Source organism: Streptomyces sp. NPDC055140, from assembly GCF_053607285.1.
The window spans coordinates 1-14452 of the sequence record NZ_JBSGTG010000022.1 but is presented as its reverse complement, the minus strand read 5'-3'; the positions used below and the strand labels follow the sequence as shown (position 1 = coordinate 14452).

The window sequence follows — 14452 nt, the reverse complement described above, 5'->3', positions numbered from 1 at the left end:
AGTCATGGTGAAACGACTCCTGATCGCCAACCGGGGCGAGATCGCCCGCCGTATCGCCCGCACCTGCCGGCGCCTCGGTATCGAGTACGTGGCCGTCCACTCCGAGGCTGACGGCGCCGCGGCCCACCTGGACGGCGCCTTCGAACAGGTCCTGATAGGCCCCTCCCCGGCGGCCGACAGCTACCTGCGCGCCGACGCCCTGATCGACGCGGCCCTGCGCACCGGCTGCGACGCCGTCCACCCGGGCTACGGATTCCTCTCGGAGAACGCGGAGTTCGCCTCCGCCACCGCAGCGGCGGGCCTGGTCTTCGTCGGGCCCGACGCGAGCACCATCGCGGCCATGGGCGACAAGGCCACCGCGAAGCGGCTGATGGCCGAGGCGGGCGTGCCGGTCCTGCCGGGCTCGGCGGACGCCACGGAGTCGGCGGACGACATCCGGGCGCACGCGGACCGTATCGGCTACCCGGTCATCCTCAAGCCCGTCGCCGGAGGCGGCGGCAAGGGCATGCAGGTCATCGAGCACGAGCGCGACCTCGCCCCCGCCGTCGAGGCCGCGGTCCGCCTGGCCCGCGCGAGCTTCGGCGACGGACGCCTGCTGGTCGAGCGGTATCTGCGCAGGCCCCGGCACATCGAGGTCCAGGTCTTCGGCGACACCCACGGCAACGTGGTGCACCTCTTCGAGCGGGAGTGCTCGCTGCAGCGCCGCCACCAGAAGATCGTCGAGGAGGCGCCGGCCGCCAATCTCCCGGCGGACGTCCGGGAGGCACTGTTGTCGGCCGCTGTACGCGGCGCGCAGGCCATCGGCTACACCAACGCGGGCACCTTCGAGTTCATCCTCGACAGTGCCGGTGACGGCGAAGGCGGGTTCTACTTCCTGGAGGTCAACACCCGCCTCCAGGTCGAACACCCGGTCACCGAGGCCATCACCGGCCTCGACCTGGTCGAATGGCAGCTGCGGACCGCCGCGGGCGAACAACTCCCCCTGGCACAGGGCGAGATCACGACGACCGGTCACGCCATCGAGGTCCGCGTGTACGCCGAGGATCCGGACGCGGACTTCCGCCCCGCCCCCGGCCGGGCGCTGGCCACCCTGTGGCCCACCGATCTGCGGGTCGACGCGGCCTTCGACGGCGCGGGCGACGTCCCGGTCTTCTACGACCCGATGATCGCCAAGCTCATCGCGCACGACCCGGCCCGCCCCGCTGCCCTCGCCCGCCTGCTGCACGCCGTACGCTCCACCGCCGTCCTCGGCCTCACCACCAACCTCGGGTTCCTCGCCGATCTGCTGCGGGACCCCCGGGTCAGCGCCGGGCTGATCGACACCCACCTGGTGGACGAGTTCGCCGCCCGCGGCGCCGAGAACCGGCGGGACCTCGAGCCGGTGGCGGCCGCCTGCGCGGCCGCCATGAGCCTGCCCGCCCGCCCCACCGTGCACGGAGCGGAGTCACCGTGGAGCGGTTCCCTCGGCGCTCTCGACCGGCAACTGCTCGACCGGCACGCTCCGCTGGGCCGCGTCGCCTGCCGGGTCGGCGGCCGCCCCCTCGAAGCGGCACTGCTCTCCCGGCGGGAGAACGCGCTCACGGTGGCCGTGGCGGGCGAACCCCTCACCGTCACCTGCACGCCGGACGGGGCGCTGCTGCGCGGCACGGTCGGCGAGGCGCTGTGGACGGGCCTGCGCCGGGCGGACGGCTGCGAACTCGTCGTCGACGGCCGCCGGCTGACCCTCACGCTCGATGTCGCCGGCGAGGACGACAGTACGGCCGGCGGCGACGCCGTCACCTCGCCCATGCCCGGCACCGTGGTCCAACTGCCCATAAGGGTGGGCGACTTCGTACAGCAGGGCGACACGGTGGCGATCGTCGAGGCGATGAAGATGGAGAACCGGGTGCTCGCCCCCGCCTCCGGCGTGGTCGAGGAGGTCCGCTGCGCTCTGGCCGACATCGTCTCGGCCGACCAGGTCCTCGTCGTCATCGCGCCGGAACAGCGCGAAGAGGCCGCCTGAGCCGCGCACCCGCACCGGCCGCGCACCGCACCCGTACTGCATCCAGGCACCAGGCACCACGCATTCAAGGCAAGACCAAAACGGAAGAAGTGATACACCAGATGAGCCCCATCAGTCGTATCGGAGTGGTCGGCTCGGGCGCCATGGGCGCCGGAATCGCCGAAGTGAGCGCCCTGGCAGGCATGGACGTGCTGGTCGCGGTCTCCCGCGAGGCGTCGCTGACCACCGGGCGGCACCGCATCCTCGCCTCCCTCGACCGCGCCGTCGCCAAGGGCAGGCTCACCGCGGCCGAGCGGGACGCGGCCGCGTCCCGCATCGGATTCACCATGGATCTGGGCGAGTTGGCCGACCGCCAGCTGGTGGTCGAGGCGGTCCGCGAGGAGGAGACGCTCAAGCTCGATCTCTTCGCCACCCTCGACAAGGTGGTCGAGGACCCGGAGGCGATCCTGGCCTCCAACACCTCCTCGATCCCCATCATGAAGCTGGCCGGGGCCACAGGCCGCCCGGCCCAGGTCATGGGCACCCACTTCTTCAACCCCGTACCGGCGATGCCCCTGGTGGAACTGGTCGGCTCCCTGCACACGTCCGACGTGACCATGGACAGGGCCGAGTCATGGGTCGCGCAGACCCTGGGCAAGCAGCCGATCCGCTCCAAGGACCGGGCCGGCTTCGTCGTCAACGCGCTGCTGGTGCCGTATCTGCTGTCCGCCGTGCGCATGGTGGAGACGGGCTTCGCCACCGTCGAGGACGTCGACCAGGGCATGGTGCTCGGCTGCTCGCACCCGATGGGCCCGCTGCGGCTGACCGACATGGTGGGCCTCGACGTCGTGGCGGCCGTGGCCGACGCACTGTACGAGGAGTTCAAGGAGCCCCTCTACGCGGCTCCGCCGCTGCTCTCCCGCATGGTCGAGGGAGGCCTGCTCGGCCGTAAGTCGGGCCGCGGCTTCTACCCGTACCCGTAGCCGCCGCGCGCACCGGTACCCGCACGACAGCCCCACAGAACACGCAGAAACGGACACCCCTGACGTGAGCACTGCCTCCACCATCACTTCGCCGACACCCCGTCCTGCGGGACGGGTCCTCGCCGACCTGCTGTCGGCCGACGGCGCCGCCCGGACCGGGGCGCGCGACGCCGCGCTGGTCCTCGGCGGCGCCGCCCTGACCGGGATCGCCGCGCAGTTCGCGGTGCCGGTGCCCGGGTCGCCGGTCCCTGTGACAGGGCAGACCTTCGCCGCTCTGCTGGTCGGCATCGCCCTCGGGGCGCGGCGCGGGGCGCTGGCGCTCGCCGTCTACGCCGGTGTGGGCGTCTGCGGCATGCCCTGGTTCGCCGAGGGCACCTCCGGCGCGGCCATACCCACCTTCGGCTACGTCCTCGGCCTGGTTCTCGCCGCCGCCGTGGTGGGCGGCCTGGCCCGCCGCGGCGGCGACCGGAGCCCGCTGCGTACGGCCGGTGTCATGGCCCTGGGCACCTTGTGCGTGTACGCCGTCGGAGTGCCGTATCTCGCGCTGTCCCTGCATCTTTCCCTGGACCGGGCGGTGGCCCTTGGCGCCGCTCCCTATCTGGTGGGCGATGCTCTCAAAGCGGCCCTGGCAATGGGTGCGCTTCCTGCGGTGTGGCGCGTACTGGGGAACGCCAGGACTGGCGATCACCGTTGACACCTGGGTCTCCAGCCTCAAGGTGTTGTCCAGCCACCGTCCGTCCGACGCCATGCGGCCCACGGCCAGGGGGCGAAGACGCAGGTCCCCCAACTGCACACCACCGTCTGGTGCATTCATCGCGCACCCTCGGAGTTGGACTTCATCCTGCGCACCCGGCTGTAGCACGGCGGGTACGGAGGGTGTCTCGGTACCACTGCACGTCCTCGTGCCCGGCACTGCAACCAGCGCCGGGCGTCAAGAAGGCCGGTACGCCTACCGCGTGGCGAGTTCGCGTACCGTCGCCATGTCGCTGAACGGCAGCAGTTCCTCATTGACGATCTGGTAGGGCTCGCTGCCTTTGCCCGCGATCAGGATGACGTCGCCGTGCCCTGCGGCGGACAGGGCGAAGGAGATGGCGCGGCGCCGGTCTGCGAACCGCTCGAAAGTGGTTCCGCTCGCGAGCAGGCCCGGGACGATCTGATCCATGATCGCCCGGGGGTCTTCGTTGCGGGGATTGTCCGAAGTGAGAACGCACAGATCGGAGTAGGTGCCGGCGATCTCCCCCATCCGGGCGCGCTTGGTGACGTCCCGGTCACCGCCGCAGCCGAAGACCGTGACAACCCGGCCAGAGGCGAAGCCGCGGATGGTGGTCAGCACCTTCTCCAGTGAGTCCGGCGAGTGCGCATAGTCCACGATGACGGACGTGCCGTCCGGGGTCTCGTAGCGTTCGAACCTTCCCGGGATCGGGGGCATCTGCTCGAGGGCGGCGACCAGTCCGGCCAGATTGTGCCCGATGAGGTGGCAGGCTGCGACAGTGGCCAGTGCGTTGGAGACGGAGAACCGTCCAGGCAGGGGGATGGCCGCCGGATACTTGTGGCCGGCGTGGTGCAGGGTGAAGCGGGTGCCGACGGCGTCCATGGTGAGGTCGGTCGCCCGGTAGTCCGCCTCCGCGTCGATGCCGTACGTGACGACCGCGCCGGGCATCATCGCCGCGATGCCGGCTCCGACCGGGTCGTCGGCGTTGACCACCGCACGCCGGCACAGCCCCTGGAACAGACGCAGTTTGGCGTCCCGGTAGTTCTCCATGGTGCCGTGGTCGTCCAGGTGATCCTGCGTCAGGTTGGTGAACACCCCCACGTCGATGAACGAGTGGTCGAGGCGGTGGGTCAGCAGGCCCATCGACGTGGCTTCGAGCGCCACGGTGCCGACACCGCGGTCGCGCATGCACCCGAGCAGATACTGGAAGTCCGGCGACTCCGGTGTGGTCAGTACCGACTGCGGCATCGGGATCAGTTCGTCGCCGATCCGGCTGCCGCCCGTCCCGATGACCCCCACCCTGGCGCGCGCGGCGACCCTCAGCACCGACTCCACCATGGAGGAAACCGACGTCTTCCCGTTGGTGCCCGTGATGGCCACCATCTTCATCTGCCGGCCTGGCTCCCCGTGGTAGCGGGAGGCGACGACCGCCGCCGCCTTGCGCGTGTCCGCGACGGCTACGACGCATACACCAGCTGCCGACGCCCAGGTCGCGACCGGAAGTTGCGCCGTCGCGGAGTCGATGAGTACAGCCACCGCGCCGCGCGCGAGAGCCGGTCCGACGGACTCGGGGCCGCCCTCGCGATGCCCGGGTACCGCGATGAACAGCGATCCCGGAGCGGCGCGGTGGGCGTCGAAGCAGGTGCCTCCGGTGATCCTCGTCTCCGGATCGCCCTCGATGACTTCATGATCGTGCCCGGCGAGCAGCTCGCTCAACTTCACAAGGGTCCTCTCGAAGATGCACCGGCTGCCGGTCGTCCGGCGGTCGGCGCGCAGGCGGCGCCAGAGCGCCAAAGGATGACAAAGCAGGAAATTGCGGCGAGGACCGTCGCCGTACGGCTACAGAGGTAGGGGCAGCAGCGCAGAAAATGGCCCGCCTGCAGGGGCGGAATGATCTGGGAAATGCCGAGAATTACCCGGAATCGCTAGCCGTGGCCGTGCAACGCGCGACAGTAGATCGCCGGCGCGTTCACGCGGCCGACGGTCGTCGCGCACGCCGCGGACGGGCACAGGGCATGAGGGGCCTGGAACAGGCACTCCCTCACTGCGCATGTACGACCCATGTGTGGAGTGTACGTCCAGCCGCAAGGGCAATCGCCCACCGCTCGTCCGCACATCTGCGTTACTGCTGCCGCGCTGTCGCCGGCACCCGCGCCGCGAGGAACGCCGTGCCGTGGCGCAGCCGGTAGCCCGGCGACTCGTACAGCCGGATGGCGTTGGTGTTGCGCGCGCAGGTGTGCAGGAAGGGCCTCTCGTCGCGGGCACGGACGCCGGGGGCCACCGCCAGGACCAGGCGGGCGGCCAGGCCCTGCCCGCGGAAGGCGGGTCGAAGTAGACCGCAGTGATCTCAGTAGCTGGAGCGGATCACCGCTCGCCGCAGTGAACTGGATGCGCTCGCCGCGTCGCCGAGGTGGCGTTGCAGTTGACCCAATCCTGGCGCGCCCACGCCTCTGTGCGGGCGACCAGCGCGAGGCTGTAGACCTTGCGTACGCATCCGAACGTGCGCGACAGCTCGGCCGCCTGCACATCAGTCCGATGGAAGCGGTACTTGAACGCCCGCTTCACACACATCGTGGTCACGCTCACACATTCGTGGCGCAGCTCAAGGACGCTGAATCGGCTGGAAGTTGATCGGCATTGCCATCGAACGCGCAAGTGGCTTCCATTCGGGCGGATGGATGAGCGGCACTCACTGACCGAAACCCCATCACCCTAAGCGATCACATCCTTACGCCACGTCAGTGACGCGTGGTGTCATACGACCTGCGCGAGGGGCATGCCAACGCATCTGGACAGAGGGGGATTTCGATCATGACGGCACAGGTGAAGGCACACATACGCGGCGAACCAAGGTTCAGTGGTGACGCCAAGTGCTTGCCACGAAACGCCACTTCTGGCGCCCCGGTCGCATGGGGAGTGGCCAGATGAGCCGCCGTCGCCCCGCACGGCGGACCGTGCGCCGCCGTGCGGCCCGTCGTTCCAAGAAGCAGGACGAGCAGATCGCTCTGCTGGTCGGCGCTGTCGTGGCGGTCGGCTTGGCGGTCGCCGCCGTGCAGTGGCTGCTCGCTCACTGGTGGCTCCTCGTTCTCATGGCCGTGATTGCCTCGGTCGCCGGCGGTTTCTGGCTCCAGCAGGTCCGACAGCGAGGCGAGTGGCAACGCGTACGCGCCCAGGCCCTGCGGATGCGCATCGCCGAGATCGACGCCCTGGACCACCGCGCATTCGAGTTCGCCATAAGGGACTTGATGCGCCGAGACGGCTGCACGGCCGAGCAGATCGGCGGCGCCGGCGACGACGCCTGCGACGTACGGGCAACCGACCCGGCCGGCCGCATCTGGGCAATCCAGTGCAAGCACCGCCGCGACGGGGACCGCGGCTCGGCCGTCGGCGTCGGGGTGCTGCAACAGGTCAACGGCACTGCCCGACAGGTCCACGGCGCGGACATCGCGGTCGTCCTCACCAACGGCCGCTTCTCCTCGAAGGCCATCCCGTGGGGCCGGGAGCACCGTATCCACCTGGTCGACCGTCGCGTGCTGGGCGAGTGGGCCGCCGGATCACGGCCGCTGTGGGACCTGCTCGGTCGCATCCCACCGCCACGCCGCCCGACGGCACTGTCCTGACCAGAGGGGGAGGTGGCCCAGTGATCCTTACGTTCAACGTGGCGGCCCTGCTTGCCGTGATCATCTACTTCCGCATACGCCGCCGTGTGCAGGCCCGAAGCCGATCCGACCAGTGGCTGACCGTGTCCATCGTGCTGGTTTTCGGCGTGCTGATCGCGCCGACCGGGTTCGGCCAGGGAATCCTCGACGTCCTGGGTGATGTCGTGAAGAACATCTCTGAGGCCGACAGCCCCTGAGATCCCGGACCGCACAACCACGGGAGCGGTGACGACCTATTGGCGGGGCGCGACGAGTGCGACCCGCCTACCTCTGGTGCAGGGCCTCAGATCGCGTGACATGTTGATCTCCGCTGACCAGTGGATCCTTCGGTTGCCTCACGGGATGCAATGCGGCTTGAATCTCAGTTCCGTGGCATTTCTTCGGTTTTGGCTGGATTGCGTCGTCTCAATGCGTCAGCGCCGAACTGGTGCCGCGGGCGGCGCTCGTCTGGTCTTTCGGCCGCGCGTCAGCTTGAGATGCGGGCTTCGATGCCGTCGAGGAGGAAGTCGAGGCCGATCCAGAAGGTTTGGTCGGCGCCCAGGTGGGGGCCATCGTGGACGAGCGAGGCCAGCGCGGGGAATCGGCCGGTGGCGAAGGTCCGCTGCAGATAAGGGCCGAAGGTGGCCTGCCACTGCCTCTGGTCCATCCCGGAGACCCGCTCGGCGCGCCGCTCGGTGACCTCCCGGCGTACCGCGCCGATCACGTACGCATTGACCGCGGCGACCGCCGGCACGACGGTGTCCAGGTCGACGTCGCCCATCGCGGCCAGCACGGACTCTCCGCTGGCCAGCGTGTTCGGCCCGAGCTGGGGCCGCCCGCCGAGCAGGTCGGCGAGCCATTCGTGCTGGTGGGCGGCCTGCCGGATGGTTTCGGCAAGGGAACGCAGCACCTCTCGCCAACCGTCTCCGGTCGGCCTGATCTCCGCGTGGACCGCATCGACCATCAGGTCGAGCAACTCCTCCTTGGTGGCGATGTAGCCATACAGCCGCATCGGTCCGACGTTCAGCGCCGCGGCGACCTTGCGCAGCGACACCGCGTCCAGGCCGTCCGCATCGGCGAGTTGGATCGCCGCTTGGACGATCCGCTCCCGGCTCAGCGGGGCCGGCATCGGTCGATCCGGCGGCTCCGGCCGCTCCCACACCAACATGCCGACGACAATACAGCGTTGGGAGCGATACGGTGCTAGGAGCGATACAGTGTATTGATGGATACGGTGAATCGAGGGGAACTATGACCATCGCCATTGTCGGAGCCGGCTTGGGTGGCTTGGCCCTTGCCCGGGTGCTGCACGTGAACGCCATCGACGCGGTGGTGTACGAACGTGAATCGTCGCGTGGTGCGCGCGGTCAGGGCGGCATGCTCGACATCCACTCCGGGCAGCGGGCGCTGCGCGAGGCCGGTCTGATTGACGAGTTCTACGCGATTGCCCGCGGTGAGGGGCAGGACATGCGGCTTCTGGAGCCGGACGGCACCCTGTTGCTGCAGGAGGACACACCCGAGGGCGCCCCGCTCGAGCGACCCGAGGTGGACCGTGCCGATCTGCGCAACCTGCTGCTGGACTCCCTTCCTGAACACGCGGTGCGCTGGGGACACGCGTTTGAGTCCGCTGACAACGGCGTGCTGCACTTCGCCGGCGGCAGCAGTGCGACGTATGACCTGCTGGTCGGCGCCGACGGCGCGGGCTCCCGAGTCCGTGCACTGCTCACCGACGCTCGACCGGCGCACATCGGCCAGAACGTCGTCGAGCTCGGCATTCCCGACATCGACCGCACCTACCCCGACCTCGCGGCGATGGTCGGGCGCGGCAACTACTGGGTGCTCGGCGACGGGAAGTCCCTGGCAGCGCAGCGCAACGGCGACGGCCGCGTTCGCATCGGCCTCAGCTTCTACAACACCGCCGAGGACTGGTTCGCCACCAGCGGGATCCCGTTCGACGATCCAGCCGCCGCCCGGGCGCGGCTGATCGAGGAACTCAGCGGCTGGGACGCACGGTTCACCGCACTGATCGCAGCCTGCGACGACACGGTCCTGCCACGGTCGATCAGCACTCTGCCGGCTGGCCTGACCTGGCCGTCGACGCCGGGCGTCACGCTGCTCGGCGATGCCGCGCACCTGATGCCCCCGGTGGGGGAAGGCGCCAACATGGCGCTGCTCGACGGCGCTCTGCTCGGCCTCGCGCTGGCCGCGCACCCGGACGACCATCCCGCCGCCGTCAAAGAATACGAACGCGAGATGTTCGAACGCACCGGCGCTGCCGCCCGGATGTCCGCGGACATGCAGGAACTGCTGATGTCGCCGGACGCCGGCCAGAAACTGCTCGCATTCTTCCAACCCGGCTGAAGGAAACCGAATACGACCAGCTCGAAGCCTGGTGCAGATATCTCTGGCCTCGTCTTGCGAACGTCGTCGAAGTAGGGGGTGTCGAGGAAGGAGAGCACCCGGCAGCGGAGCCCGAGTTCTCCGACGGATATGCAGGGACCTACCTGGGCAAATGCGAGCTGCGCGCGCTGGTTGCCAATCCTCGCCTCCAGGTCTTCGAAGACCCGAAAGCGTTCCTGACCTGCAACCACGACGCGTTCACCGCCCTGTGCAACCCCCGACCGCGACCGAGCGCGCGACGGCGGCCGCCATACCCCGGACCACTCCCGCTGCCATCCGGCGTGCGTGAACATCAGCCGCACTGACAGCCAGATCGCCGCCCTACGGGCCGAGGTCGCGAGGATCGACGCGGACGCCGCAGAGATCAGAGCCATCACCGACGCCATGGTGCGCCTGCTGATCGGCGCCCCGCTGCACTCCGACGGCAAGCTGACCATCGTCTCCCTCGCCGCGGAAGCCGACCTGCGCCGCAACAAGCTCACCCACAAGCACACCGGCCTGAAGGACCTGTTCTAGCAGCAGGACCTGACCCGGGTCCGCGCCGAACGCGACGATCTGCGTAGCCAGGCGCAGCTCTTGGCCCGGATCGTCCAGGTCCTGGAGATCGAGAACCACCAGCTCAAGGAGGCCAACACGAATCTGCGCGGGCAGTTGGCCGCCCAGGGAGCAGTCCGCGACCTGACCCAGCGACATCGAACCTGACTCCGCGCGACGAGACGCAGGGGCAAACCCTTCGCTGGATTCGACGCCTTTGCGTGCGAAATATGCCCCCGCCCGGTAACCCCCGGACGGGGGCATGGCACGGCCGGACCACATCACGGTCCGCGATAATTGACGGTTACCGCGTTGCGGTGGCCAGTGCCGCGCGGATGGCGCCCTCGCCGACCGGCTGGCCCTTCTCGTTCGAGTACGGCCCGTACGGTGTTCCCCACACCGGCGTGCCCGTCGCCTGCCGCCAGCTGTCGGCCAGCGTTCCCGCGTCTACCACGCTGTAGCCGATGGAGTCGATGAATTCGGTCACCGCCGCCTTCGCCGGTGCGGAGTCCCCGACGATCGGCAGGTAGGAGCGGTCGGCCGCCCCTGCCGGGCGGGCGAGTGACAGCAGGTGCTTGAAGAAGATGTTATTGAACGCCTTTACGAGCAGGGCGTCCGGGACGTACCGCAGAAGCAGCTCGCTCGAGGTGAGGGACTTGCTGTCGAGCTCGAGGATGTGCCCGTCACGCTCGGGGCCGTAGTTGCAGGTGTCGATGACCGTCTTCCCGGCCAGTGGCGCGGCGGGCACGTGGGGGAAGGCGCTGACCGGCACCGTGGCCACGACAATGTCACCCGCCGCCGCGGCCTCTTCGCTCGTCGCCGCGGACGCCCGCGACCCCAGTTCCTCGGCCGTGTCCACGAGCGTTTCGGGACCGCGCGAGTTGCTGAGCACCACCCGGTGCCCGGCCCCGACAGCAAGTCGCGCGAGGGTCCTGCCGATGCTTCCGCTTCCGATGAATCCCACAGTCGTCATAATCTCAACGTCCTTCAGAAGAGCCGAACTTGCCGGTTGCCGGGCTCGTTACGATCCGGGTTCCCGCCGTCAGCCGGCCGGGAAGTAATGGCCGTTGTCCAGATCGGCGAGCAGGCCGGGCCGGGCGGGTTCCCAGCCGAGGGCCCGGCGGGTGATGGTGTTGGACGCCGGGTAGCTCTGCGTGACGATATTCGTGAGGAACCCGAAGTACCCCGGCGTCATCAGGGCATCGTTGGGAACGCTCACGGCGGGCAGGCCCAGGCGGCTGGCGATGGCCTCGGCGATGTCGCGGAACGTGATGCCCCCATCCTCGACCGCGTGCCAGTATTTGCCGGCCGGCCCCTTCTCCAGCGCCAGGCGGAACAAGGTGGCGGCATCGCGGATGTGCACGGCGTTCCACAGGTTCGCGCCGTCGCCGTGGTAGCCGACGAACCCCTTTTCCTTCGCGAGCGCGATCAGCGTGGGGAGGAAGCCGACACGATCGGTCGTGCTGTGCGCGATGTTGGCGATCCGCACGACCGAAGACCGCACCCCCTGCTCGGCGAGGTCGACAACGGCCCTTTCCACGACGTTGCGGACCCGCAGGGTGCCCTTGTGCTCCTCGCCGGCGGGGAGGGCCGGGTCCTCCTCGGTGGCCGGCCGCTCCAGGTTCCCGGGCGAGCCCATGCTTCCCGCCGTGACCAGCGGCTTTCCGGTTCCCGCGAGTGCCTCGCCGTACGCGAGCATGATCGGGAGCTCCGCAGCGGCCACGGCGTCCATCCCGCCGGAGGGCAGCAGATCCTGCCTGTGGGCGACGTGGATGACGCCATCGGAGCCCGAGGCTGCCTCCTTGAGCCCGTCGAGATCCTGAAGGTCGCCGCGACGCACCTTCGCGCCGAGCGCGGACAGGGTCGCCGCGGAAGCGTCCGACCGGGCCAGGCCGGTGACCTCGTGCCCGGCGGCGATGAGCTCGGGGATGATGTACGAACCGGAATGGCCGGTTCCCCCAGCGACGAATACGCGCATCTAACTGTCCTTGTGAGGGTAGGTGCAGGGTCTTTTCGTGCCGTAAGTGAACTGGCGTAATGCGGCACGAGAGGTAGTGGTAGGGGTGAGCTCAGCCGAGAAGGGTGATGCCGAGGGAGAAATTGGTGTGCTTGACGGAGTGGTTCATGAGGCCCAGCTCCAGCAGGCCGACGTTCTCCAGTGCCCGCGCCATGGACAGCTCCCCCGTGTCCCAGGGGCGCAGCCCCAGGCTCTCGACGAACGCCGACACGCGTGCCTTCGCCTGCGCGTCGTCGCCGGCGATGAACACGTCCAGAGAGCGGTCCTCGGCCGGGCCGGCCACCAGAACGTGGGAGAACACGGTGTTGAACGCCTTGACGACATGCGCGTCGTCGGGAGCCGCCTTGGCGATCTCCTGTGCGCCGGAACTGCCGTCGGGGACGACGAAGCCCTGCAGGTCGGGGGCTACGGGGTTGGTGATGTCGACGATGACCTTGCCGCGCAGTGCGTCCCCGTACTCCCTCACCACCGCCGCCGCGCCGGCGTACGGCGCGGCGAGGATCACGATGTCCCCGGCCGGGGCGGCCCCGGCCATCCCGACCGTGGCGCCGCCGAGCGTGGCGGCCAATTCCTTGGCCTTGGCCTGGTCGCGGCCGATGATCTCGACGGCGTTATCGCCGGCGAGCGCACGGCCGGCCAAAGCACGGGCCATGTTTCCCAGTCCGATAATGCTGATGCTGCTCATCGGTGTTCCTGCTTTCCGGGCTTTGACCCTGCTGTCAAATTCCAGTGTCGAATTCTTGTGCTGAATTCACTTCGACGCCCTTAAGCGCCTGTTTTTCATGCTGCCATCGGGTCTGAGTGGCGTCCAAGACCTATTGAAGCCGCGGTGATACCCTGGAGGTATCACCGGGCTGGGGGTTCTATGGATCTGGATCTGCGCAAACTGCGTTACTTCGTCACCGTGGCCGACCGACTGCATTTCGGCCGCGCCGCCGATGAGCTTCACATCGCACAGCCGGTGCTCAGCCGGCAGATCCGCGCGCTCGAGCAGGATCTCGGCGCCTCGCTGTTCACCAGGGATCGCCACGGTGTAGAGCTGACAGACGCGGGCCGGCAACTGCTGGCCGACGCCGGTCCGTTGCTCGCCTCAACCCACGCGATCCGCCGCCGGGTGTCCGCGGCCGCCAGCGGCAAGCGGCGGCTGATGGTTGGTTTCCGGGCCGGCATTGCCGTCACCCCGGCGGCCCGTGCGTTCGAGGACCGGCACCCGGACGTGGTCGTGGACGTGCAGCGGATCGAAGGGGATGACCAGGCTGCGATGCTGCTCGACGGCCGCATCGACGTCGGCTATGTGCGGCTGCCCATCGACGAGGCCGGCCTGCGCGTCACCCCGCTGTACACCGAACCGCGGGTAGCGGTACTGCCCGCCGGACACCGGTTTGCCGGCAAGGGGGAGGTCACCGAGGCCGACCTGGCCGGTGAACCGCTGGTCTGGCACGGTGACCCGAGCACGCAGCCCACCAAGCGCCCGCTCCGCAATGCCGGGTATCCGGTGCGCGGGGTGGACGAGACGCTCGAGCATGTCGCGGCCGGACGGGGCATCTCCTTCCTGGCCCGTTCGGCGTCCGTGTTCTACTCGCATCCAGACGTCGTCTATGTGCCCATCCCGGATCTGGCGCCCGAACAGGTGTGCCTCGCGGTGGCGGCATCGCACACCTCACCGGTAGTGGATGACTTCGTCACTGCGGCTCAGTCGACGGCCGAGATCACGGCAGAATGTGGGAACTATGAGATGTGGCAGCTTGGCGGCGATGCCGTCACAAGGCACGCTTGAGCAGTTCGACTGACCCCGTTCATCATGCGCTGAAGAGTGAAATGGCCTGACGGAGTGGTGCTGTTGCGGCTGACCTCTGAGACGGTTCCGCTCTTCGGCCGGCAGTTGCCTGAGGGGCCCCAAAGCACCTGAGACCGACTGGAAGTACGTGCTGCGGAAGCGGCTCAAGTCGGCTGATCGCCGTGTCGTAGTAGCGGAGCCGTTCGCCGGCGGTCCGCCGTTCGTAGTGTGCAGAAGTCGGTCCGTGGGATCCACAACCCGACGTCGGGTTTCAGCCGGACGTGTTGGCTGCCCGCCTGTTGGCCTTCGTTTCGGGCCGGCGTGGCCCAGACGGGTCGCTCACTGATGATCAGCGTGGATGGTTTAAAGGCCCTGAAGATGCGGGTGGCCCGCCAGCGTCGCTGGCGGGC

14 protein-coding genes and 2 pseudogenes are annotated in these 14452 nt (G+C 68.9%); 9 read left to right on the top strand and 7 right to left on the bottom strand.

The window, feature by feature from the left end:
* Positions 1-4: 4 nt before the first annotated feature.
* The 3 genes from ACWFR4_RS33610 (at position 5) to ACWFR4_RS33600 (ending at position 3658) form a co-directional block, all read left to right on the top strand.
* Complete coding sequence (locus tag ACWFR4_RS33610; RefSeq protein WP_453655878.1) at positions 5-2002, top strand: acetyl/propionyl/methylcrotonyl-CoA carboxylase subunit alpha; 1998 nt, start codon at positions 5-7, stop codon at positions 2000-2002.
* Positions 2003-2103: 101 nt separating this feature from the next.
* The gene (locus ACWFR4_RS33605; protein ID WP_453655877.1) at positions 2104-2964 is read left to right on the top strand and encodes a 3-hydroxybutyryl-CoA dehydrogenase; all 861 of its coding nucleotides are present in this window, start codon (positions 2104-2106) and stop codon (positions 2962-2964) included.
* 64 nt (positions 2965-3028) lie between these two features.
* Positions 3029-3658, top strand: coding sequence for a biotin transporter BioY (locus ACWFR4_RS33600; RefSeq protein WP_453655876.1), 630 nt, complete (start codon positions 3029-3031; stop codon positions 3656-3658).
* Between the two features lie 255 nt (positions 3659-3913).
* Here ACWFR4_RS33600 and ACWFR4_RS33595 read toward each other — a convergent pair whose 3' ends face one another.
* The 3 genes and pseudogenes from ACWFR4_RS33595 to ACWFR4_RS33585 all read right to left on the bottom strand — a co-directional run.
* A complete protein-coding gene (locus tag ACWFR4_RS33595; RefSeq protein ID WP_453655875.1) occupies positions 3914-5398 on the bottom strand; it encodes a UDP-N-acetylmuramoyl-L-alanyl-D-glutamate--2,6-diaminopimelate ligase in 1485 nt (494 codons plus the stop codon).
* A 400-nt stretch (positions 5399-5798) separates the two neighbouring features.
* Positions 5799-6002: pseudogene (locus ACWFR4_RS33590) on the bottom strand (GNAT family N-acetyltransferase); the annotation flags it as partial.
* Between the two features lie 77 nt (positions 6003-6079).
* Positions 6080-6262: pseudogene (locus ACWFR4_RS33585) on the bottom strand (helix-turn-helix domain-containing protein); the annotation flags it as partial.
* Positions 6263-6600: 338 nt separating this feature from the next.
* On the opposite strand from ACWFR4_RS33585, the gene ACWFR4_RS33580 reads away from it, so the two are divergent.
* Together ACWFR4_RS33580 and ACWFR4_RS33575 are read left to right on the top strand one after the other, a co-directional pair.
* On the top strand, positions 6601-7296 hold the full coding sequence (locus tag ACWFR4_RS33580) for a restriction endonuclease (protein ID WP_453655874.1): 696 nt from the start codon (positions 6601-6603) through the stop codon (positions 7294-7296).
* 20 nt (positions 7297-7316) lie between these two features.
* A complete protein-coding gene (locus ACWFR4_RS33575; RefSeq protein ID WP_453655873.1) occupies positions 7317-7532 on the top strand; it encodes a hypothetical protein in 216 nt (71 codons plus the stop codon).
* A 269-nt stretch (positions 7533-7801) separates the two neighbouring features.
* Here the strand turns inward: ACWFR4_RS33575 and ACWFR4_RS33570 are convergent, their stop codons facing one another.
* Positions 7802-8443 carry a TetR/AcrR family transcriptional regulator gene (locus ACWFR4_RS33570; protein WP_453655872.1) on the bottom strand — a complete coding sequence of 214 codons (642 nt, stop codon included), beginning with the start codon at positions 8441-8443 and terminating at the stop codon, positions 7802-7804.
* A 122-nt stretch (positions 8444-8565) separates the two neighbouring features.
* On the opposite strand from ACWFR4_RS33570, the gene ACWFR4_RS33565 reads away from it, so the two are divergent.
* The 3 genes from ACWFR4_RS33565 to ACWFR4_RS33555 all read left to right on the top strand — a co-directional run bounded on the left by ACWFR4_RS33565 (position 8566) and on the right by ACWFR4_RS33555 (position 10416).
* Entirely contained in the window at positions 8566-9675 is a 1110-nt protein-coding gene (locus tag ACWFR4_RS33565; RefSeq protein ID WP_453467687.1) for an FAD-dependent oxidoreductase, read from the top strand.
* A 324-nt stretch (positions 9676-9999) separates the two neighbouring features.
* A complete protein-coding gene (locus ACWFR4_RS33560; RefSeq protein WP_453655871.1) occupies positions 10000-10230 on the top strand; it encodes a hypothetical protein in 231 nt (76 codons plus the stop codon).
* A gap of 60 nt (positions 10231-10290) precedes the next feature.
* Positions 10291-10416, top strand: a complete 126-nt coding sequence (locus ACWFR4_RS33555; protein WP_453467690.1) for a hypothetical protein — start codon at positions 10291-10293, stop codon at positions 10414-10416.
* 136 nt (positions 10417-10552) lie between these two features.
* On the opposite strand, the gene ACWFR4_RS33550 is transcribed toward ACWFR4_RS33555, so the two are convergent.
* The 3 genes from ACWFR4_RS33550 to ACWFR4_RS33540 form a co-directional block, all read right to left on the bottom strand.
* A complete protein-coding gene (locus ACWFR4_RS33550; RefSeq protein WP_453655964.1) occupies positions 10553-11212 on the bottom strand; it encodes an NADPH-dependent F420 reductase in 660 nt (219 codons plus the stop codon).
* A gap of 78 nt (positions 11213-11290) precedes the next feature.
* Positions 11291-12226, bottom strand: coding sequence for an SDR family oxidoreductase (locus ACWFR4_RS33545; RefSeq protein WP_453655870.1), 936 nt, complete (start codon positions 12224-12226; stop codon positions 11291-11293).
* Between the two features lie 91 nt (positions 12227-12317).
* A complete protein-coding gene (locus tag ACWFR4_RS33540; RefSeq protein WP_453467693.1) occupies positions 12318-12950 on the bottom strand; it encodes an NADPH-dependent F420 reductase in 633 nt (210 codons plus the stop codon).
* 180 nt (positions 12951-13130) lie between these two features.
* On the opposite strand from ACWFR4_RS33540, the gene ACWFR4_RS33535 reads away from it, so the two are divergent.
* A complete protein-coding gene (locus ACWFR4_RS33535) occupies positions 13131-14042 on the top strand; it encodes a LysR family transcriptional regulator (RefSeq protein WP_453655869.1) in 912 nt (303 codons plus the stop codon).
* The last annotated feature ends 410 nt before the right edge of the window (positions 14043-14452 follow it).